The sequence below is a fragment of the Streptomonospora arabica genome (assembly GCF_039531585.1).
Taxonomy (GTDB): domain Bacteria; phylum Actinomycetota; class Actinomycetes; order Streptosporangiales; family Streptosporangiaceae; genus Streptomonospora; species Streptomonospora halophila.
The window spans coordinates 17,918-39,154 of the sequence record NZ_BAAAQI010000005.1; the positions used below are offsets into that span (position 1 = coordinate 17,918).

Below are 21,237 nucleotides of genomic sequence, written 5' to 3' on the forward strand. Positions count from 1 at the left end.
GGGTGGCCGGTCGGCGCCCGCGCTTCGGCGTGTCGCGCCGCGGGCCGAGGGTCGCCGGCGGTCCGCGAGGGGCCGCGGAGGGCTCCCGGGCGGCGGCGAGGGCGTGCCCCCTGCCGTGTCGCGGAAGCGGTTGCGGCCCGACCGCTCCTCGCGGGGCGGTCGGCCGGGCGTCCAGAGACCGACCGGATGGTATGCCTATGCTGGAACGTGCGCCACGGTGCGCAGGACTCGGCAGACGGGAAGGCGCATGCACAACACGGACGGCTCCGAGCGGTCGGCGACCGCACCCGACCGCGGCCGCGCGGTTCCCGAGCGGCTGCTCTCGGTGGCCACCCGGCTCTTCGCCGATCAGGGCTTCGAGCGCACCTCCGTGCAGGAGCTGGTGTCGGCCGCCGGAGTGACCAAGGGGGCGATGTACCACTACTTCGCGTCCAAGGAGGACCTGCTCTACGCGATCTACCAGCGCGTGCTCTCCATGCAGACGGAGCGGCTCACCAGGTTCGCCGGCGCCGAGGGCCCGGTCAGCGAGCGCCTGCGCAAGGCCGCGGCCGACGTCGTGCACACCACTGTGGACAGCCTCGACGACACCCGGATCTTCTTCCGGTCGCTGCACATGCTCTCCGACGACCGGCTGACGGCCGTGCGCAAGGAGCGGCGCCGGTACCACGAGTGCTTCCGCGGCATGATCGAAGAGGGCCAGCGCGAAGGCGTGTTCCGCACCGACGTGCCCGCCGACATCGCCGTCACCCAGTACTTCGGCGCCGTGCACCACCTCAGCACCTGGTACCGCGCAGGTGGCGAGCTGACCGGCTCGGAGGTCGGCGCCTACTTCGCCGAGCTCCTTCTGGCCGAGCTCCGCCCGGCCGGGCCCGGCTCGGGCGCCTGAACGGGCAGGCGCGCCCCCGGTCCGGAGGTACCCCGCCCCCGTGGACGGCCGCGACCCCCGGCCACCGGGGCGTGGACCGTCAGAAGAAGAGGCGCCCCGGGCGGGAGCGGTCGCGCAGGGCGGCCATCCGCTTGGTGTTGGCGGGCCGGCTGGAGAGCAGGTTGTAGAGGAACACGAACGGTCCCCGGTCGGTGCGCGCGCGCTCGGCCATCTCGCTCATGTTCACCTGCGTGTACAGGCGGGCTCCCCCCGCCGGCAGCCGGACCGCGTGCACTCCCTCGGGGCAGTACGCGTGCGCGTGGTTGTCCGCCGTGTACTCCATGGCGCGCGACAGCGCGGCGCCGAGCACGGGCACCAGCCGGGCGGGCGCCGTCACGGCCCGCAGGTGGAACGACGCGTGGCCGGCGGCGATGTGGCCCAGTTGGTGGGCGGCGACGAAGCGCAGGGCGTCGGGGTCGCGCAACCGGCCGTCGGAGTCGAACAGGTCGCCGGGCACCACGATGTAGCCGCGCCTGCCGTGTCCGATGCCCCAGGCCCGCGAACCGGCGCTCGCGGCCGGGTAGACGTAGGCGTCGGGCGCGCCGGCCAGCCCCATGCCGGCGCTCAGCCGGCGGATGGCGTGGTCGGCGTCGGGGAACTGGGTGGGCGAGATGCGGACCGACTGCGCCCGGCGGCGCGCGTGCCGCAGGCCGGCCGCCGCCCAGCAGCCGCCGGGGATGCCCGCGAGCACGAGCCCGGCCGCCCAGAGGGCCGCGCCTTCACCCGTCCACAGCGTGTGGACGGCAGCGCCGATCACGCAGCAGGTGACCAGGACGGCCGCGAGCGTCAGCGGTACCTCCCAGGGGTGCCGGGAGACGGCCAGCGGCTCGTTCGGCGCCGCATCACCGGCACGGGGACCGAAACCGGCCGGCACCGGAGCGGGCCGCACCGGCGTGTGTGCGGGCGCGTGCCCGGCCCCCGCGCCCGCCCGCGCCGGCCGCAGCTGCGGGTCCCGCCGGACGAGCTGCGCGGGAGCGCGGGCGGCGGCCGCGCGCGGCGCGCGGGTACGAGCGGCGGAGCGCCGCGGTGGGAGGCGGCGCTGACCGTCGCCGGAGGCCGCCGTTTGCGTCATGGTGCTGCCCTCCTCCGGATCGCCGTGCCGGTCGCGACACGCGCGTGTGCGTCAAGTTATCGCATATTACTTTCTGTATCGGATGGAAGGCTCGGCAATTCGAGCGTGTCCGGAGAGCGAGGTTTTTCGGCGGAGCGGATCCGCGCGGGGCGCAGGGCGCACGGAGCGGCGCGGGCACGGCCGGGAGCCGGTGCCGCGCGCCCTCGCCCGGGCTACTGAGTGCCCTCGTAGTGGCGGAACTCCTGGGCGAGGAAGTCCAGGAACGCGTCGACCTGGGCGGGATCGTAACCGGGTCGGGCGCGTGTGGTGGAGAACTTGACGCGGTCCACCTGCGCGGCGGTCAGCGGTGCACGTTCGCGGCGGCCGTGCATCAGGGCCTCCAGCGTCGCCTCGGCGCTGTCCAGGAAGGCGTCGACCTCCTCCTCGTTGTAGCCGGTGGTGAGCCGGGTTGTGGAGAACTGCTGGTTGCGGATGTCCTCCGGACGTATCGGCGGCCGTCCGCCCTGCGCCGAGGGAGGCGGTCCGGTGGGCGGCGCGCCGCCGGGCGGAGGGGGCGGAGGCGCCATCGGATCGGGGCCCGGAGGCGGCGGAACGGGGCCGCCCCCGGGCCCCGCGCCGTGCTGGGGTCCGGGGCCGTGCCGGCCCGGCCCGTGCGGCGGGTAGGGGCCCTGCTGCGGCCCCTGTCCGTACGGCCCCGCGGGCCCGGGCCACGCCGCCTCGGAGGCGCGAACGAGGCCGTGCCTCCGAAGCTCGGCCGAGATGACGTCGAGGAAGGCGTCCACCTCGTCCTCGTCGTAGCCGGGGCTCAGCCGCGTGGTCCGGAACTTCGCGCCGTCCACCTCCTCTGCGGTCATGGGCGGCGCGTTGCGCGGACCTCCGTGAAGGCCCGCGAGCGTGGCTTCCACCCGATCGAGGAAGGCGTCGACGTCCTCCTCGTTGTATCCCGGGCGCAAGCGCACCGTGTTGAACTGCTTGCTGCGGATGTCAGCCGGTGTCAGAGGCATGGCTACATTGTGCCGATTCCTCGGCCGAACGTGGGCGAAGACCACTCCGCTCGGCGCTGCCGAAACCGGCCGCGCGGGGTCGGCGCGGGGCCGGCTCCGGAGGCGCCGTCCGGTCCCCGCTCGCGGGCGCGGCTGCCGATCCGCGCGGGCGCCGCCGCTCCGGGCCTCTCAGACGCCTTCATGCAGCCTGCGGAAGACACGGCGCGCGGCCCGACGGATCCAGCGCTCACGCCCTTCGGGCGGGCACGCCGCCCATCAGCGGTCTGGCCTCCCGGCCGGCCGGCAGGGGCACGGTCGTAGAACAGAAGCCGAAGGCTTCCGGTGTCGGAAGCGCTCACCTGCCGGCGGCTGCGGCACCGAGTCTTTCCGACTCGGCACGTCCCATCAGGCGCCGGAGCCGCGCGTGCCGTCCGGGCCGTCCGGGCCGCTCTCCAACTCCGCGCAGATCGCGTCGACGGCGCCGTCCACCTGCTGCCGGTCGGAGCCGCGCAGGGTCCGGGGCAGCGCGTCGCGCCGGTCGCGGAGGGCGGCGGCCGCCGCACGCGCGGCGGCGGCGTCGCTCTCGCCGCCGCGCAGCGCCCGCAGCGCCTCGGCGCCCGCGTCGACCAGCTCCGCAGTCGCGATGGGGTCGTAGCCGCGCAGGACCCGGTCGAACTCGACCACCGGTAGCTCGGCACGCCCCTCGCCCTCCGGAGCGGCCCCCGTCTCCTCGCCGCGGACGGCGGTCAGCGACTCCATCAGCCGCTCGAAGGCGGCGTCCACCTGCGCGCGGTCGAAACCGCGCAGGACCAGGTCGAACGCGGCGCGGTCGCGCGCCTCCCGGGGCGTCACGGTCCCGGGGGCCGCGGGGTCGTCGACGCTCCGCTGCAGTGTCTCCAACAGGGTCAGGACCTGCCGGCGGTCGTAGCCGCGCAGCACGACGTCGAACTCCAGGGGCACGTCCGCCGCCGGTTTCGACGGTGCCGATGGTCGGAATTCGGGGGATGAATCGGTCATTACGCGATTATCGGGTAAGGCGTGGCGCCTGCGACACCCGCCCGCGCTTCCGCTTCCGGCCGCATCCGCGCCCGCCGAACGTTTCCGCAGGCCGGCCGCCCGAGTCCGCAATCGGTCGGCCGGTTCGCGCTCGGGGCCGGCGATAGGTCGAAGCGCGCGCCGGGCGGCCTACTCGCCCTCGCCGCTCTGCTCGTCCTGCAGGTAGCGGCTGATGCCCGCCGCGACCGCCTTCGCGGCCTTGCCGCGCCACTGGGGGTCGGAGAGGTCGGCGGCGTCCTCGGGGTTGCTCATGTTCCCGGCTTCCAGGAACACCTTCGGTACGTCGGAGAGGTTCAGGCCGCCCAGGTCGGTGCGGTGGTCGAGGCCGTCCTCGGCGATGTAGTCGGCGCGCTGCTGCCCGGTGCCCTCCTCGAACTCCGCGCGCACGTCCACGGCCAGCCGCTGCGAGCGCTCGGCGATGTCGTCGGTGTAGCCCTCCAGGTCGCCCGGGGCGATGACATGGAAGCCCTGACCGCTAGCGGGGCCGCCGTCGGCGTGGATGGAGATCGCCGCGTCCGCGTTCGCCTCGTTGCCGATCTCGGCGCGCTCCGTGATGCAGGGGCCGACCCCCTCGTCGTCGTCGCGGGTGAACACCACCTCGGCGCCGTCCTCCTCCAGGACGCCCCGCAGCCGCTTGGCCACGTCCCAGTTGAAGGCGTGCTCGGTGTAGCCGTCGTCGGTCTCGGCGCCGACGGTGTCGCAGGCCTTGCTTCCGTGCCCGGCGTCGACGGGCTCCGCGATCTCCTCGGCGGCGTCGGCGTTGCCGCCGTTGTGGCCGGGGTCCACGACGACCGTCGTGCCCGCCAGCGGGCCCTGGGGGGAGGCCGAGCCCTCGCCGTTGCCGGAGCCCCGGTCGTCGGCAGGCGCGGACCGCGAGCCGCCGGAGGAGGGCGGGGGCGCCGCGGACGGGTCGGGCGTGCCGTCTCCGTTCGACGCCGAGCAGGCGGGCAGGGCGAGGACGGCCGCCGCCATGAACGGCGCGATCAGCGGGATCGCCCCCGGCGCGGCGGGTTTCGTACGCATGATGGTCTACGGCGTCCTTGCGTCGGGGAGAGTGGGGGTAGGGGGAGCGGGGACCAACCTAGCCGGTATACGGAACTTTCGCTTCCGTGCACGCGTCATATCGTGAGTAGTGCGGAGGTCGGCCGTTCCGGCCGCACCCCCGGGCCACACGAAGTCGAGGTGGAGTCGATGCGCAAGAGCAACCGCGCCGCCGCCGGGGCCGCGGCATGGCAGGCCGTGCGGCACAACGCCCGGCCGGGCGCACCCGGCCTGGGGGAGCGCGCCGCAGCGCTGCCGCGCATGCTGAAGTCGCGCCTGCGCGGTCGATACGACGGCCTCAGCGTTACCCGACTGCTGATGTTCGTCCTGGGGCTCGTCTACGTCGCCTCGCCGATCGACCTGGTACCCGAGCTGTTCGTTCCGGTGCTGGGCCTGGCCGACGACGTCGGCGTCGCCGTCTGGCTCGCCACCAGCCTGATGGGCGAGTCCGAGCGCTACCTGGAGTGGGAGCGGCGCGACGAGTACGTGCAGGGGCACGTCGTCGGCTGAGCCGCCCCGTACCGCTGAAGGCGCCCGGCCCGAGCCGTCGGGCCGGGCGCTTCGGTGATCGCCGCCGCGTCGAAGCGCTTCGCCGATTTTCCGGTCGTCCGGCGGCCCGCCTGACGTCGCCGAACGCCCTCCGCGGCGATCACGCTGCGAATCCGTTCGCTTTCCGCCCGTTGACGCGTCGCCGGGTTTCTCCGCAAACTGACCGCGAAGCTCCGTCCGCGCTCACCCGGAACCACCCTCCTCCCCTCGATCCCCCTTACGTGAGCCGTCATAGTCGAACCGGTTCGAAACGCCGCCGCCCCAGCGGCGCAGCCGGAGCCGAGCGCGGGCCATCCCCCACTGCAAGGAGCCTGACGTGTCCTCGGCATTTCCTCCCTTCCCCATCCCGCCACGGCCGTCGGAGGCCGACGGCCGCGCATCCCTCGGGCGCCGCCTCGCGCCGCGCCTCGCGCGCCCGGGCGCGGCCGCAGCGGCGGCGGTGTTCGCCGCGGCCGCCCTCACCGCGACCGGATCGGCGGCCCCCGCGCTGGCCGCGCCCGACTACCGGTGGCGCAACGCGCAGATCGAAGGCGGCGGCTTCATCCCCGGCGTCGTGTTCAACCAGTCCGAGCCGGGCCTGGCCTACGCCCGCACCGACATCGGCGGCGCCTACCGCTGGGACGGCGGCGCAGGGCGCTGGAGGCCGCTGCTCGACTGGGTGGGCTGGGACGAGTGGGGCCGGACCGGCGTCGCCGGGCTGGCCACCGACCCCGTCGAACCCGACAACGTCTACGCCGCTGTAGGCACCTACACCAACGACTGGGACCCGGACAACGGCGCGATCCTGCGCTCCCGCGACCGCGGCGAGACCTGGGAGGCCACCGAGCTCCCGTTCAAGCTGGGCGGGAACATGCCCGGCCGCGGCGTCGAGCGGCTCTCGATCGACCCCAACGACAACAGCGTGCTCTACCTGGGCGCACCCGGCGGCAACGGACTGTGGCGCAGCACCGACTACGGCGAGACGTGGTCCGAGGTGGCCGCGTTCCCCAACCCCGGCGACTACGTGCAGGACCCCGGCGACTCATCGGGCCTGTCCAGCGACAACCAGGGCGTCGGCTGGATCGCCTTCGACAAGGGCAGCGGCTCGCCCGGACGCCGCACGCAGGACGTCTACGTAGGCGTGATGGACAAGGAGAACACCGTCTACCGCAGCACCGACGGCGGCCGGACCTGGGAGCGGGTGCCGGGCCAGCCCGAGGGCCACCTGGCCATCGAGGGCGTGGTCGACCACGAGAACGGCCTGCTCTACATCTCCACCAGCGACACGGGCGGTCCCTACACCGGCGGCAGCGGCGACGTGTGGAAGTTCGACCTCGCCACCGGTGAGTGGAGCAACGTCAGCCCGGTGCCGTCGGGCTCCGAGGACAACTACTTCGGCTACGGCGGCCTGACCATCGACCGGCAGAACCCCGGGACCCTCATGGTCAGCACGCAGATCTCCTGGTGGCCCGACATCCAGATCTACCGCACCACCGACGGCGGACAGAGCTGGACCCAGGCCTGGCGCTACGGGGCCTACCCGGAGCGGATCAACCGCTACGAGATGGACGTCTCGGCCTCGCCGTGGCTGACGTTCGGCAAAAACCCCGATCCGCCCGAGACCGCGCCCAAGCTCGGCTGGATGACCCAGGCCATGGAGATCGACCCGTTCGACTCCGACCACATGCTCTACGGCACCGGCGCCACCCTCTACGGCACGCGCGACCTCACCGACTGGGACGGCGGCGAGACCGTCACCATCGAGCCCAGCGCCCGCGGTATCGAGGAGACCGCGGTCAACGACCTGGCCGCACCGCCCGGCGACGTCCCGCTGGTGTCGGCGCTGGGCGACATCGGCGGGTTCCGCCACGACGACCTGGACCGGGTGCCCGACCTCATGCACACCGGCCCCTTCCACGGCAATGTGACGTCGCTGGACTTCGCGGAGCTGGCGCCCGAGCACTTCGTGCGGGTCGGCAGCGGCGACGACGACTCCGTCCCCTCCATCGCCGTCTCCGCCGACGGCGGTGCCACATGGGAGCCCGGCCAGGAGCCCTCCGGTGTCACGGGTCCGGGCACCGCCGCCATGGCCGCCGACGGCTCGGCCGTCGTGTGGAGCGCCGACGGCGCCGGGGTGCACCGCTCCACCGACTCCGGTGCCTCGTGGTCGGCGTCCTCGGGCGTCCCCGAAGGCGCGCGGGTGCAGGCCGACAGGGTCGACCCGGACGTCTTCTACGCCTACGCCGGCGGCTCGTTCTACGTGAGCACCGACGGCGGCGCCACCTTCCGGGAGTCCGCCGCCCAGGGGCTGCCGCAGAGCAGCGTCCGCTTCGCCGCCGTGCCGGGCGGCAAGGGCGACGTGTGGCTCGCCGGCGGATCCGAGGACGGCGCCTACGGACTGTGGCACTCCACCGACTCCGGCGCGGCGTTCGAGCGCGTGTCCGGCGTGGAGCAGGCCGACACCGTCGGTTTCGGCAAGGCCCGGCCCGGTTCGGACTACCCCGCCGTCTACACCAGCGCGAAGATCGACGGCCGGCGCGGGATCTACCGCTCCGACGACGGCGGCTCCCACTGGACGCGGATCAACGACGACGAGCACCAGTACGGCTGGACCGGCGCCGCCATCACCGGCGACCCCGACGTCTACGGCCGGGTCTACGTCGGCACCAACGGCCGGGGCATCGTCTACGGCGACGCCGCGGGGACCTCGCACTGGCAGGGCGGCGAGGCGGGCTGGTGGCAGGAAGGCGACGGCGAGTACTGGGAGGGCGGCTGGGGCGAGTGACGCTCCGCCGCCCGGGCCGGCGTCCGCGCCGTCCGCGTGCCGCTCACCGTGCACGCGGGCGGCGCGGCGCCCGCGGGGACGTCACGAGGCGCCTTCGTCGGCCGCCGCCGCGCCGCCGTCCTTCGGCGGAGCGGGCAGCGGCAGCCGCCCGCTCTCCATGGCGTCGACCATCGCCACCGCACCGCCGCGCGCGGCCGCGGTCAGTCCCAGCTCGGAGGTCTCCACGGCACATCCGCCCGCGCCGGGCGCGAACGCCAGCTCGCGCACCGCCGCGCGGCACGCGGGCAGCAGCCACGGCGCAAGCGGGACGAAGTACCCGCCGAGCACCACCGCACCGGGGTTGACCAGGTTGACCAGCATCGCGGCGCCCCGTCCCAGCCAGGCGCCGGCGGTGTCCAGGGCCTCGACGGCGACGGTGTCCTCCGCGGCGGCGCGCTCGACGGCGGTTTCGACCAGGTCGGCCAGGTCGGCCCGGCTGAGCGCGCCCCCAGGAAAGCGGTCGGGCAGCGCTGCGCGCAGGATGGCCTCGATTCCGGCCAGCGCCTCCAGGCAGCCGCGCCGACCGCAACCGCACTCGGGACCGTCCTCGACCATGCGCACGTGCCCGATCTCGCCGGCGAAGCCGGCGGAGCCGCGCATCAGCTCGCCGTTCATCAGCACACCGGCCCCGATGCCGACCTCGCCGGTGATGTAGACGAGGTCCGCGGTGTGCGCGAGGTGGCCGCCGCGGTACTCGGCGACGGCGCCCAGGTTGGCGTCGTTGTCGACCAGGACCGGGACGGGCGCTGCGCCCGCGCGGTCCATCAGCTCCTCGATCCGGCTGCGCAGCGGGGTCCCGAGCCAGGCGAGGTTGGGCGCGCGGGTGACGACGCCGTTGGGGGAGTCGACCAGGCCGGGCACCGCCACGCTCAGCCCGATCACGGAGCGGCGGCGCAGTGCAGGAGCCGCCGCCACCTCGGAGACCGCGGAGACGATGCGATGCGCGCAGGCGTCGGGGCCCGCGGAGCGGGCGTCGAAGGGGATGTGCCGGGTGACGAGGTCGCGCTCCAGCAGGTCGACGGCGACCACGGAGAGGTAGTCGACGTTCACCTCGACGCCGATGGCGGCGATGGTCCGGTCGTCGAGCGCGAGCATCACGCCCGGCCGGCCGACCCGGCGCTCGGCGGACTCGCCGGTCTCGCGGAGCAGGCTGCGCGCGATGAGGTCGGCGACCAGGCTGGAGACCGTCGTCTTGTTCAGCCCGGTCGCGGCGGCCACCGCGGCGCGGGAGCAGGGGGCCAGCGTGCGTACGGCCCGCAGTACAACGCCCAGGTTGGTCTCGCGGACGTCGTGGAAGCCGGTGGGGCCGACACGCATGTCCCGCATGTGGCCTCCCCTCCCGCCTTCGTCTTCTGTTCGGCGTCCGCGCGCGGTGCGGTGGCGCGGGGTCGAGACGCTGCGCGGCTCCATCGTGAAGATACCGACAGCCGCGACTCGGCGGCAAAGGCCCCACCCCGTGCAGCAGGCACGACAGGCGCGGACGGCCCCCGGCAGGCGGGAGGGCGGGCCGCCGTGCGGCCCGCCCTCAGCGGTCGGGGAGTCGACGCGCGCTCCCCACTCGATCCCCCCGGATACGGCACAAGCCGGGGGAGATCACTCCGAGCGCTGGCTGGGGATACCGGCCAGCAGAGCGCGGACCTCGGTCTCGCGGTAGCGGCGGTGGCCGCCAAGGGTCCGAATCGAGGTCAGCTTGCCCGCTTTCGCCCAGCGTGTGACGGTCTTGGGGTCCACGCGGAACATGGTGGCGACCTCGGCAGGGGTCAACAGGGGCTCCGCCTCGGGCGTGCGAGTTGACATGTGTACGGCCTCTCCTCCTGGATCTGTGTGCCGATCCTGAGCCTTATCCTGGCACTTGGCCCGGATGTCCAATATTGCCCTCGTAGGTCTATATTGGCATCACCCGAGGTGATTACGCGACCACTTAACGCGACTTTGTCGGATGGGAGGTCGCAAAGTCGCCCATGAGTCGCGTCACGCTGAGTGATTCTAGCGACACGTTTAGTGGCATGTGGCGTATTCGGTCAAAACTTCGTTCTCCGGCCCTGTTTTTCTCGATCCGGTGAACCGGAAGTGCTAGAGACGGCCCGACTGAAACCCGGGGCGCCGCACGCGGCGGGTGGCGGCGCTCAGGTTCTGGCCTGGCCTTTCATCGGCGCGGGCAGTGTGAACGGGGTATGTGTCTTCTCCCATCGACACCTCTCCCGTGTCACGTACATCCCCGGTGTGCCCCGGCTTTCCGGTTACGCAGAGTGCAGTCGGTGACCGGTTCGATACAGTCTATGTCGATCTGTATGGAGTAATATGCCCAGTTTCGACGGCGTTGATGCCAACTGTGAAGCTCGTCCAGACATATCCGCCTGTCAGAACGCGCTTGGCTGACCGCGTTGGGTGAGAAACCTGGCCGCCAGGTTGGGCTTCGGCGTGGCGGCAAAGCCGAGCGGCCGCTGCGGTCACGTGGTGAAGCCGTGACCCTCAGTTGGCGTGCTTGAGGGCCTCCATCTCCTTCCACCGCCGCGAGACCCGCTGGTACATCGCCGTCGCGAGCTCCTGCTCGCCGGTCTCCAGGCCCGTCAGCGCGGCGCCCACCTCGGCCACCGACTGGTCCTGGCGCAGGCCCTCGTCGTCGACGAGGTGCACCAGGCCGCCGTAGTCCAGCTCCAGTAGGGCGCGGGGGTGGGCGACCCCCAGCAGCCAGTCCTGCAGCCCCGCGGCCTCCGACAGCGCTGAGCTGTCGCCGACGTGCTCGCGCAGCAGGGCGATCGCCCGCTCCAGGCGCCGGCGGGCCTCGGCCATCCTGGCCACGTACAGCAGCGTCCGCGGCGCGGGGCGCGCGCCTCCGGCCGGATGGCGGGCCCGCTCGCCGCGCAGGCCGTGCTCGGCGGTGTCGGGGTCGGCCGCGTCGGCCGGCTGCTGCTCCTCGCCGCCCAGCACCAGGCAGCGCTCCTCGGCGTCGAAGGGCGAGAACCAGGCGAGCGGCACCGTCCAGGTGCTGGTCAGGATCTGCGTGCGCATCGGCTCGCCGCGCTCGCGCCACTGCTCGAAGCGTGCTTCGGCCGCCTCGGCGACCGGCTCGGGTATGAAGGCCGCGCTCAGCCGCGCCGGGGTTTCGGTACGGAAGTCGCGCAGGCCCAGCCAGGACCGCAACCGGGTCTGCCATGGGCAGACGTACACCTCGCCGCCCAGGCGCCGGACGTAGGCGTCGCCGCTCTCGCGCTCGGGGACCGGGACGGGCGGGGCGGACACCAGGCGGCGCAGGCTCTCGGCGTGCTCGGTCGCGACCGCGTCGCTGCGGCGGGGCCGCCGCGACGACGCGGCGTAGGCCCGCCAATAGGCCTTCTCGCGGTTGGAGAACGCGATGAGCGGCTGATAGACGCGGAGGTAGGCGGCGTAGGGCAGGTTGGGCAGCACGCGGGGAATCGTGGCACAGATCGCCGCGTCCGGCATGCGCGGACCTGCCCGCCGATACGCCGACGTGCCCCGCGATACGGGGAACAACCGCGGTGCGCCGCGTCGTTGACCGGACAAGGAGCCCGCGGTACCGGGAGGGTCGGATCCGCGGCTCTCCGCGGCACCCGCCGCCGGGGATGCACCGACACGCCCGGGCCGCACGGTCCGCCTCGTGTGCCCGCCCCTGGCCGCCTGTTAGGCATGGGCGGCGTAGGCAGGTAGGGCCCAAACCGGGTACGGTTGTATCCGTACGTAAGCTGGCGCCTGTCGTCAGTGCGGTGACGGCCGTCAGCCCGGCATTGCGGTTTTGCTAGTGATCTGGGGTTTGTCCGAACCCAATCGTTGAGGGGGTCGAGCCATGGGGCGCGGCCGAGCCAAGGCCAAGCAGCAGAAGGTCGCTCGGAGGCTGAAGTACAACTCCGGCCACACCGACCTCGATCAGCTGCGGGCAGAGCTGGGTGTCGCTGAGGATGACGGGGCAGCGCCGGATTCGCCGGACCAGCCTCACGAAGACCCTTACGACGACCTGGTCGACCGTTATGCGGATCTCGCAGAGGATCCGAGCGGCGGGAAGTCGGTCGAAGAGGAGTCCGACCGCTCCGACAGCCTCCGCTGATCAGTCGCTTCCGGAGCCGGTGACGTCCGCATGACCGGGTCTGAGCCCGCTGACACGCACAATATGCTCTGAAACACAGCCGGTTCGCGCCGCCGCGGTGGCGCGAACCGGCTGTGTTCGGGACTGACCCGCTCCGCGGCTCTACGCATAGGCGCCTTCCAGCCGCGCCTTCCCGCTTCCGGCGACCACCGAGCCCGCGTGCCAGGCGGGCACTCCCCGCTCCTCCAGCAGCGCGAGAGCCCGCTGCGCCGATGCGGACGGCACCAGGGCGGCCATGCCCACGCCCATGTTAAACGTCGCCTCCATGTCGGCCGGCCCCACGGCGCCGCGCTCGGCGACGAACGGGAACACCGCCGGCGGCGACCAGGTCGCGCGATCCACCACTGCATCGAGCCCCTCGGGCAGCGACCGCGCCAGGTTGGCCGCCAGCCCGCCGCCGGTGATGTGGGCGAATGCGTGCACCTCGACCGCCCCGGCCAGCGCCAGGCAGTCCTGCGCGTAGATCCGGGTGGGCTTGAGCAGCTCCTCGCCCAGCTCGGTGCCGAGCTCGGGCACGCGAGCGTCCAGCCGCAGCGCGGCCTCGTCGACCACGCGGCGCACCAGCGAGTACCCGTTGGAGTGCAGCCCCGACGAGGCCATCGCGATCACGGCGTCGCCCTCGCGCACGCGCTGCGGGCCCAGGACCGCGTCCTCCTCCACGATGCCCGTGCCGGCCCCTGCGAGGTCGTACTCGTCCGGGCGCATGGCGTCGGGGTGCTCGGCGGTCTCGCCGCCGGAGAGCGCGCACCCGGCCTGGCGGCAGCCTTCGGCGATGCCCTTGACCAGCTCGGCGACGCGCTCGGGCACGACTCTGCCGCAGGCGATGTAGTCGGTCATGAACAGCGGCTCGGCGCCGCAGACGACCAGGTCGTCGACGACCATGCCGACCAGGTCGAGGCCGACGGTGTCGTGCCGGTCGCACCGCTGGGCGATCATCACCTTGGTGCCCACGCCGTCGGTCGAGGTCGCCAGCAGCGGTGAGCGGTACCGGGAGGCGTCGAGCCGGAAGAGTCCGGCGAACCCGCTGGGGTCGGCGACCTGCTCGGGGCGGCGGGCGCGCCCGACGTGCTCCTTCATCAGCGCGACCGCGCGGTCGCCGGCCGCGATGTCGACACCGGCGGACGCGTACGCCGGCGTGCTGTTGGCACCCTCTGCCACGCGAAACCTCTCAACTCGTTGCGGTGGTCCGGTCGGCGGTCCCCTCCCGGCCCGTGCGGGCCGGTGCGCCCGCACGGCTGCGGGCCGGGGACCCGGATCAGCGCCGACCGCTCGCCAGCGGCCGCTCGGTGGCGTTGCCGCAGGACTTCTCCAGCAGGTACTTGCCGCGGGCGCCTTCGTCGACCTCGATCGGGTAGACGCCGTCGAAGCAGGCGCGGCAGAGCCGGTGCTTGGGCACCTCGGTGGCCTCGACGAGCTCGTCCAGCTCGACGAAGGCCAGCGTGTCGGCACCGATCGAGGCGCGGATCTCCTCGGTGGAGAGGTTTCCGGCGACCAGCTCGGCCTTGGTGGCGAAGTCGACCCCGTAGTAGCAGGGCCACATCACGGGCGGGCTGGAGATGCGGACGTGCACCTCGGCGGCGCCGGCCTCGCGCAGCATGCGCACCAGCGCCCGCTGGGTGTTGCCGCGGACGATGGAGTCGTCGACCACGACCAGCCGCCGGCCCTCGATCACCTCGCGCAACGGGTTCAGCTTGAGCCGGATGCCGAGCTGGCGCAGCGTCTGGCTGGGCTCGATGAACGTGCGGCCCACGTAGGAGTTCTTCACCAGGCCCTGGGCGAAGGGGATGCCGCTGCCGTCGGCGTAGCCCACCGCTGCGGGCGTGCCGGACTCCGGCACCGGGATCACCAGGTCGGCCTCGGCCGGGTGCTGCTTGGCCAGGCGCCGGCCCACCTCGACGCGGCTGGAGTTGACGTTGCGCCCGGCGATGGTGGTGTCGGGCCGGGCGAGGTAGACGTACTCGAACAGGCAGCCCTTGGGGGCGGCGGGCGCGAAGCGCTGGGAGCGCACGCCCCGCTCGTCGATCGTCAGCAGCTCGCCGGGCTCGATCTCGCGCTCGTAGGTGGCGCCGACGATGTCCAGCGCGGCGGTCTCGCTGGCCACGGCCCAGCCGCTCTCCAGCCGGCCCAGCACGAACGGGCGGATGCCCTGCGGGTCGCGGGCGGCGTAGAGGGTGCTCTCGTCCATGAACGCCAGCGAGAACGCGCCCTGCACCTGGGGCAGCAGCTCCAGGGCCGCCTCCTCGGTGCTGCGGTCGGGGTTGTCGGCCAGCAGGCCGGTGAGCACCTCGGTGTCGGTGGTGGCGCCGCGGCGCTCGTCGGGCAGCATCGCGGCGAGCTCGGGGGTGTTGATGAGGTTGCCGTTGTGGCCGAGGGCCAGGCCGCCTTCACGCGCGGTGTAGAAGGTCGGCTGCGCGTTCTCCCACACCGGCGACCCGGTGGTGGAGTAGCGGCAGTGGCCGATCGCGAGGTGGCCCTGCAGGGAGTCGAGCGTGGCCTCGTTGAAGACCTGGGACACCAGGCCCATGTCCTTGTAGACGACGATGCGCTCGCCGTCGCTGAGCGCGATGCCCGCGGACTCCTGCCCGCGGTGCTGCAATGCGTAGAGGCCGAAATAGGTGAGCTTGCTGACTTCTTCGCCGGGCGCCCAGACCCCGAAGACCCCGCATGCGTCCTGCGGGGCGCGTTCGTGCGGGTCGAGATCCGTGGTGAGCCGGCCGTCGGGTTGCGCCACGGTGTCCAGCTTAGTCGCCGGCCGCCGGAGCTGCGTCCACCGGGGCGCGGGGAGGCCACAGCGGGAGCAGCGGCGAGAGGTCCGCCCGGACGCCGCTGGCGCTGACAGCGCCGGCGTCTACGGCCTCCTGCCATGCGGTCGCGCCGACCGCCAGCGCGAGCCAGGTCAGCGGGTCGGTCTCGACGACGCCGGGAGGAGTGCCGCGGGTGTGCCGGGGCCCTTCGACGACCTGCACGGCCCCGTAGGGCGGCACCCGCACCTCCAGGCTGTGGCCGGGCGCGCGCTCGGCGAGCTCGGCCAGCGTGCCGCGCACCGCGGCCTTGACGGCGGGCCGCTCGGGGGCGGCTCCGGCGTCGCGGGCGCGCAGAACGGCCTCGGCGCAGGCGCTGAGCACGAGCGCGGGGCGGTCGCTGCCGGAGTAGGGCGCCTCGCCGAGCGCGGCGAGCTGGGCGTCCAGGCCCGCGCGCAGTGCGGCGTGGCGCCGCTGGGCGGCGGTGGGCTTGGCGGGCATGCACCCGAGGATAGGCAGCGCGGAACACGCGCGCCCCGTCAGCCGCCGCGACCGCCGGAGTGCGAGCGGGGCCGCCCGCGCGAGGGCCGCGGGAACCGGCGCGGTGGGCCGGGTTGCGGCCCGTCCCGGAAGTGCGGCGGCATTGGTCACGAAAGGTTGCCGAATCTCCCGGACCCAGGGAAACTGTCGGTCGAGGGACAACACGTGGACCAGGACATGAACACACCGTTCCGCGGCGGTGACGCGGCGGACCGGGCGGCGGGCACCGCGTCCGCCCGCATGTGATTCGCGTCGCTTCCGCGGAGTTCTCTCCCGAGGTGTCCGAGACCGGGGCCGCCTGCGGCGCTCAGCGGTGCGCCGGGGAGGCGAAGATAGGATGAATGCTCCACTACGTCGGCTTTCGCAGCCGCTGACGCGGTCCAACTGAACAAGGGATACCAGCCGCCCCCGGGTCGCGGTACGGGGGCGCCGCGCGGTCGCGTCCGCGGTGCAGCCGCGGCCCCCGGCCGGACGAGTGCCCATAACATCCCTGAGGACGATCACCGCACTTCGGGAGATTGATGTGCGTCTGCGCCTGACCCCGCGTGATGACAGCTACTTCGAGATGTTCGCCGACGCCGCGAACAACCTCGTCATCGCAGCACGCCTGCTGGTGGAGCTCATCAGCGAGGGCGCTGACCGCGATGCCATCGCCGAGAAGATGCGCGCCTGCGAGCACGCCGGCGACGACCGCACCCACGCGATCATGCGGAGACTCAACGAGAGCTTCGTGACCCCCTTCGACCGCGAGGACATCTACCGGCTGGCGTCGTCTCTGGACGACGTGATGGACTCCATGGACGCCGCCGTCGACCTGGTCGGGCTCTACGGCCTCGACCGCCTGCCCAAGGGCATCATCGACCAGATCGAGGTGCTGGAGCGCGCGGCCGAGCTGACCGCCGAGGCGATGCCGCGGCTGCGCTCGATGAAGGACCTCACCCGCTACTGGATCGAGATCAACCAGCTGGAGAACCAGGCCGACCAGATCTACCGCCGCCTGCTGGCCAAGCTGTTCAGCGGGGAGTACGACGCCCTCACCGTGCTCAAGCTGAAGGACGTCATCGAGGAGCTGGAGACCGCCGCCGATGCATTCGAACACGTCGCCAACACGGTCGAGAGCATCGCGGTGAAGGAATCCTGACTCCCCCCGCCACAGCCCCGACCGAACGCTTGGCTCTGACGTGCCACTCGACTCCGTGACGCTGGGCGCGGTTGTGCTCGCCGCGCTCGTCTTCGCCTACACCAACGGCTTCCACGACGCCCCCAACTCCCTGGCGACCGCCGTCTCGACGCGGACGCTGGGCCCGCGCGCCGCCGTGATCATGGCGGCGGTCATGAACGTGATCGGCGCCTTTCTCGGCGAGGGGGTCGCCCGCACCATCAGCCGCGACATCATCCACCCGCCGGAGGGCACCGGCGGGGCGGCCGTGCTGCTGGCGGCGCTGATCGGCGCGATCGCCTGGAACGTGGCCACCTGGTCCAAGGGCATGCCCTCGTCGTCCTCCCACGCTTTGGTGGGCGGGATGATCGGCGCGGCGCTGGCCTCGGCGACCACGGTGGAGTGGCGCGGCGTGGCGTCGGACTTCGCCCTGCCGATGGTCGTCTCGCCGCTGATCGGCGGGCTGCTCGGCTACGGCGCGATGCTGGCGATCCTGTGGCTGTTCCGCAGGACCAACGTGCGGCGCATCACCCGCAACTTCAAGATCGCGCAGAGCGCCTCCGCGGCCGCCATGGCGCTGGGCCACGGGTTGCAGGACGCGCAGAAGACCATGGGCGTGGTGGTCCTGGCCCTGGTCACCACCGGCTACCAGAACTCGTACGACGTACCGCTGTGGACGGTGTGCGCCGCGGCGGGTGCCATGGCGCTGGGTACGCTGACCGGCGGCTGGCGCATCATGCGGACCCTGGGCCGGCGGGTGATCCAGCTCGACGCGCCCCGCGGCTTCGCCGCCGAGAGCACCGTGGCCGCCGTCTCCTACGCGACCTCGTTCATCTGGCAGGTGCCCGTCTCCAACACCCACCTGATCACCTCGGCGATCGTGGGCGTGGGCGCCACGCGGCGCCTGTCGGCGGTGCGCTGGGGCATGGCGGGCAACATCGTGGTCGTCTGGCTGGCCACGGTGCCCGGCGCGGCCGTGGTGGCCGCCGCGGCCTACGTGCTGCTCAGCACCGCACTGCCGATCTGACCGGGCCCGCGGCGCCGGGCGGGCCGGCCGCCGCACGCCCGGCCGCCGAAGGCGGATGCGCGCCGGCGGAGCTCCGGCTCCGCCGGCGGCGATCCCGGCTGCGGCTACCCGAACCGGCCGGTGATGTAGTTCTCGGTCTCCTTCTTGTCCGGCTTGGTGAAGATCTTGTTGGTGTCGCCCATCTCGATCAGCCGGCCCGGCTGGCCGGTGCCCGCCAGGTTGAAGAAGGCCGTGCGGTCGCTGACGCGCGCGGCCTGCTGCATGTTGTGCGTGACGATCACGATCGTGTAGTTCTCCTTGAGCTTGGCGATCAGGTCCTCGATCGCCAGCGTGGAGATCGGGTCCAGCGCCGAGCACGGCTCGTCCATGAGCAGCACCGTCGGCTCCACCGCGGTGGCGCGGGCGATGCACAGCCGCTGCTGCTGACCGCCGGAGAGGCCCGCTCCCGGCTTGTTCAGCCGGTCCTTGACCTCCTCCCAGAGGTTGGCGTCGCGCAGCGACCGCTCGACGATCTCGTCGGCGCGGCGCTTGTTCATCCGCTGGTTGTTCAGCTTCGCGCCGGCGATCACGTTGTCGTAGATGGACATCGTCGGGAACGGGTTGGCGCGCTGGAACACCATGCCGATCTCGCGCCGCACGGCGACGGGGTCGACGGACGGGTCGTAGACGTCCAGGTTGTCCAGCATCACCTTGCCTTGGACGCGGGCACCGGGGGTGACCTCGTGCATCCGGTTGAGGGTGCGCAGGAAGGTCGACTTGCCGCAGCCCGACGAGCCGATGAAGGCGGTCACCGAGCGGGGCTCGACGGTCATGGTCACGTCCTCGACCGCCTTGAAGTCGCCGTAGTAGACGTTCAGGTCGGAGACGTCGATTCGCTTGGCCACTGGAGAATCCTCAGGTGAGTCAGGTTGAACGTGCTGGTCGTGTCGGGTGCGGCGTCACCGGGATCGGGGGGACAGGAAGCGCGACACCAGGCGGGCCGCGAGGAACAGCAGCATGACCACCAGGATCAGGGTCAGCGCCGCAGCCCACGCACGCTGCTCGGCATAGACTCCGGCCTCGCCGGAGAGGCCCATGTCGCGGACCGCCTTGTAGATGTAGACCGGCAGACTCATCATGTCGCCGTCGAGAGGGTTGGCCTGGATCCGTGTCGACGCCATGCCCGCGGTGAGGATCAACGGCGCCGTCTCCCCGATAACGCGGGCCAGCGCGAGGATGATTCCCGTGGTCAGCCCGGCCACGGCGGTGGGCAGCACCACCTTCACGATCGTCAGCCACTTGGGCACGCCGAGCGCGTAGGAGGCCTCGCGCAGCTCGTTGGGCACCAGCCGGAGCATCTCCTCGCTGGAGCGCACCACGACGGGGATCATCAGCACCGACAGCGCGATCGCGCCGGCCAGGCCGTTGGTGTTGCCCGGACCGAAGAGCAGGATCCACAGGGCGACCACGAAGAGGCCCGCGACGATGGAGGGGATGCCGGTCATGACGTCGACGAAGAAGGTGATGGCCTGCTTGAGGCGGCCGCGCCCGTACTCGACCACGTAAACGGCCGTCATCAGGCCGATCGGCACCGAGATCACGGTCGCCAGGCCGGTGATCACCAGTGTGCCCACGATGGCGTGGTAGACGCCGCCGGCATCCATGCTGGGGATGACGCCGTTCATGGAGACGCTGAGGAAGTACAGGTCGAACCGCTCCATGCCGAAGACCACCACGGTCGCCAGCAGCGAGACCAGCGGCACCATGGCGACGATGAAGCAGCAGTAGACGATGCCGGTGACGAACCGGTCCGCCGCCCGGCGCCCGTTCTCCACCGTCGCCGAGACGGTCGTGACCGCCGCCAGGTAGACGATTCCCGCGACCACCGCGACCGGGACCGGGTGGAAGGCGCCCAGCAGGTAGAAGGCGCCCGCGACGACGATCAGACAGCCCGCGAGCAGGGCGAGCGGGAAGTACGTCGGCAGGGTCCGGGTGTAGAGGCCCTCCGCCTTCAGGTTCGGCCCGTCGCCGGGGCTGCCTGCGGCGGTCTGCTTTTCCGTGGTGGTCATTCGGTGAACTCCTTGCGCCGCGAGACGACGAAGCGGGCGGCCATGTTCACGGCCAGGGTGATCGCGAAGAGGACCAGGCCGGCGGCGATCAGGGCGGAGACGCCGGTGCCCGTCGCCTCCGGGTACTGCAGGGCGATGTGCGCGGCGATGGTCTGGTTGCCGCTCCGCAGCAGGTAGGGGGAGATGACCAGCGACGGGGAGAGGATCATCGCGACGGCCATCGTCTCGCCCAGCGCCCGGCCCATGCCGAGCATGGCGCCGCCGATGACGCCGGGCCGGCCGAAGGGCAGGACCGCGACGCGGATCATCTCCCAGCGCGTGGCCCCCAGTGCCAGGGCGGCCTCGCGGTGGGCCTGGGGGACCTGGGCGAACACGTCGCGCGACATCGCGGTGATGATCGGCAGGATCATCACCGCGAGGACCATGCCCGCGCTGAGCATGGTCCGGCCGGTGGAGGAGACCGGGCCGGCGAACAGCGGGATCCAGCCCAGGTACTCGGCCAGGAACCGGTAGAAGGGCTGGAGTTCCTGGGTGAGGTAGATCAGGCCCCACAGGCCGTAGACGACGCTGGGGATGGCCGCCAGCAGGTCCACCACGTAGCCCAGCAGCGCGGCGAGGCGCCGGGGGGCGTAGTAGACGATGAACAGCGCGATCCCGATGGCGATCGGGGTGGCCAGCACCAGGGCGATGAGCGCCGCGAGGACGGTGCCGAAGGCGAGTGAGGCGACACCGAACCGCACCGTGTCGCCCGGGGCGGACTCGGGGCTCCATTCGGTGCTGGTGAAGAAGTTGGCCTCGTTGGCCGTGAGGGAGCTGAGGGACTGCACGATCAGGAAGACGGCGACACCCGCCAGGATCGCCAGGATCAGCAGCCCCGCCCCGCGAGCGGAATTGGCGAAGACGAGGTCGCCGAGTCGGCGTTTGCCCCTGGGGGCGTCGGCCGTCTGAGACGAGTCCGTGGTTGTCATGTAAGGCTCCGGTCGAATTCGGTCATGGATCGCCACCGGGCGAATGGTGCGCACGCCGGCCGTGCCGGTGCGCGCCGCCGGAAGTCATTGTGCTGGTCGTCGCGGGGTGGTCCGGCACACGGTGCGGTGTAGTCCGCCGTGGGAGTATGCGCGCCCCGGACATGCCGAAACCGCCGACGGCGGGGCTCGCACCTGGTGCGAACCCCGCCCCGGCGGAGGAGAT

The 21,237-nt window shown here is 72.5% G+C and carries 19 protein-coding genes; 6 read left to right on the forward strand and 13 right to left on the reverse strand.

Annotated elements, in window-relative coordinates; genetic code table 11:
• Nucleotides 1–247 precede the first annotated feature (247 nt).
• Nucleotides 248–886, forward strand: a complete 639-nt coding sequence (locus tag ABD284_RS10280) for a TetR/AcrR family transcriptional regulator (protein WP_344142487.1) — start codon at nt 248–250, stop codon at nt 884–886.
• Nucleotides 887–965: 79 nt separating this feature from the next.
• On the opposite strand, the gene ABD284_RS10285 is transcribed toward ABD284_RS10280, so the two are convergent.
• The 4 genes from ABD284_RS10285 to ABD284_RS10300 form a co-directional block, all read right to left on the reverse strand.
• Entirely contained in the window at nt 966–1,997 is a 1,032-nt protein-coding gene (locus ABD284_RS10285) for a M48 family metallopeptidase (protein ID WP_344142488.1), read from the reverse strand.
• 212 nt (nt 1,998–2,209) lie between these two features.
• Nucleotides 2,210–3,001, reverse strand: a complete 792-nt coding sequence (locus ABD284_RS10290; RefSeq protein WP_344142489.1) for a DivIVA domain-containing protein — start codon at nt 2,999–3,001, stop codon at nt 2,210–2,212.
• 384 nt (nt 3,002–3,385) lie between these two features.
• Entirely contained in the window at nt 3,386–3,997 is a 612-nt protein-coding gene (locus tag ABD284_RS10295; RefSeq protein WP_344142490.1) for a hypothetical protein, read from the reverse strand.
• 168 nt (nt 3,998–4,165) lie between these two features.
• Nucleotides 4,166–5,059 (reverse strand): N-acetylmuramoyl-L-alanine amidase, encoded by an 894-nt coding sequence (locus ABD284_RS10300; RefSeq protein WP_344142492.1) that lies wholly within the window; start codon nt 5,057–5,059, stop codon nt 4,166–4,168.
• A gap of 168 nt (nt 5,060–5,227) precedes the next feature.
• On the opposite strand from ABD284_RS10300, the gene ABD284_RS10305 reads away from it, so the two are divergent.
• Entirely contained in the window at nt 5,228–5,587 is a 360-nt protein-coding gene (locus tag ABD284_RS10305; RefSeq protein ID WP_344142493.1) for a YkvA family protein, read from the forward strand.
• Between the two features lie 355 nt (nt 5,588–5,942).
• On the forward strand, nt 5,943–8,390 hold the full coding sequence (locus ABD284_RS10310; RefSeq protein ID WP_344142495.1) for a xyloglucanase: 2,448 nt from the start codon (nt 5,943–5,945) through the stop codon (nt 8,388–8,390).
• An 81-nt stretch (nt 8,391–8,471) separates the two neighbouring features.
• Here ABD284_RS10310 and ABD284_RS10315 read toward each other — a convergent pair whose 3' ends face one another.
• From ABD284_RS10315 to ABD284_RS10325, 3 genes are all read right to left on the reverse strand, one after another.
• Nucleotides 8,472–9,755 (reverse strand): ROK family protein, encoded by a 1,284-nt coding sequence (locus tag ABD284_RS10315; protein ID WP_344142496.1) that lies wholly within the window; start codon nt 9,753–9,755, stop codon nt 8,472–8,474.
• A gap of 267 nt (nt 9,756–10,022) precedes the next feature.
• A complete protein-coding gene (gene bldC, locus ABD284_RS10320) occupies nt 10,023–10,226 on the reverse strand; it encodes a developmental transcriptional regulator BldC (RefSeq protein WP_011293174.1) in 204 nt (67 codons plus the stop codon).
• A gap of 675 nt (nt 10,227–10,901) precedes the next feature.
• Nucleotides 10,902–11,837: a DUF8083 family protein gene (locus ABD284_RS10325; RefSeq protein ID WP_344142501.1), complete on the reverse strand. Its 936-nt coding sequence runs from the start codon at nt 11,835–11,837 to the stop codon at nt 10,902–10,904.
• A gap of 397 nt (nt 11,838–12,234) precedes the next feature.
• Between ABD284_RS10325 and ABD284_RS10330 the strand changes: the two genes are divergently transcribed.
• Complete coding sequence (locus ABD284_RS10330) at nt 12,235–12,492, forward strand: DUF3073 domain-containing protein (protein WP_344142502.1); 258 nt, start codon at nt 12,235–12,237, stop codon at nt 12,490–12,492.
• Between the two features lie 141 nt (nt 12,493–12,633).
• On the opposite strand, the gene purM is transcribed toward ABD284_RS10330, so the two are convergent.
• The 3 genes from purM to ABD284_RS10345 all read right to left on the reverse strand — a co-directional run bounded on the left by purM (nt 12,634) and on the right by ABD284_RS10345 (nt 15,773).
• The gene (gene purM / locus ABD284_RS10335; RefSeq protein ID WP_344142503.1) at nt 12,634–13,689 is read right to left on the reverse strand and encodes a phosphoribosylformylglycinamidine cyclo-ligase; all 1,056 of its coding nucleotides are present in this window, start codon (nt 13,687–13,689) and stop codon (nt 12,634–12,636) included.
• Nucleotides 13,690–13,786: 97 nt separating this feature from the next.
• Nucleotides 13,787–15,262, reverse strand: coding sequence for an amidophosphoribosyltransferase (gene purF / locus ABD284_RS10340; protein WP_344142504.1), 1,476 nt, complete (start codon nt 15,260–15,262; stop codon nt 13,787–13,789).
• A gap of 10 nt (nt 15,263–15,272) precedes the next feature.
• Nucleotides 15,273–15,773 carry a sterol carrier family protein gene (locus ABD284_RS10345; RefSeq protein WP_344142505.1) on the reverse strand — a complete coding sequence of 167 codons (501 nt, stop codon included), beginning with the start codon at nt 15,771–15,773 and terminating at the stop codon, nt 15,273–15,275.
• Nucleotides 15,774–16,335: 562 nt separating this feature from the next.
• Here ABD284_RS10345 and ABD284_RS10350 point away from each other — a divergent pair.
• Nucleotides 16,336–16,953: a DUF47 domain-containing protein gene (locus tag ABD284_RS10350; RefSeq protein WP_344142507.1), complete on the forward strand. Its 618-nt coding sequence runs from the start codon at nt 16,336–16,338 to the stop codon at nt 16,951–16,953.
• Between the two features lie 40 nt (nt 16,954–16,993).
• Nucleotides 16,994–17,998, forward strand: a complete 1,005-nt coding sequence (locus ABD284_RS10355) for an inorganic phosphate transporter (protein ID WP_344142508.1) — start codon at nt 16,994–16,996, stop codon at nt 17,996–17,998.
• Between the two features lie 104 nt (nt 17,999–18,102).
• Here the strand turns inward: ABD284_RS10355 and pstB are convergent, their stop codons facing one another.
• The 3 genes from pstB to pstC are packed head-to-tail and all read right to left on the reverse strand — an operon-like array spanning nt 18,103 to nt 21,014.
• Nucleotides 18,103–18,882: a phosphate ABC transporter ATP-binding protein PstB gene (pstB, locus tag ABD284_RS10360; protein WP_311546964.1), complete on the reverse strand. Its 780-nt coding sequence runs from the start codon at nt 18,880–18,882 to the stop codon at nt 18,103–18,105.
• A gap of 54 nt (nt 18,883–18,936) precedes the next feature.
• Complete coding sequence (gene pstA, locus ABD284_RS10365; protein ID WP_344142510.1) at nt 18,937–20,046, reverse strand: phosphate ABC transporter permease PstA; 1,110 nt, start codon at nt 20,044–20,046, stop codon at nt 18,937–18,939.
• Entirely contained in the window at nt 20,043–21,014 is a 972-nt protein-coding gene (pstC, locus tag ABD284_RS10370; RefSeq protein ID WP_344142511.1) for a phosphate ABC transporter permease subunit PstC, read from the reverse strand. The genes pstA and pstC overlap by 4 nt, the downstream gene beginning before the upstream one ends.
• Nucleotides 21,015–21,237 lie beyond the last annotated feature (223 nt).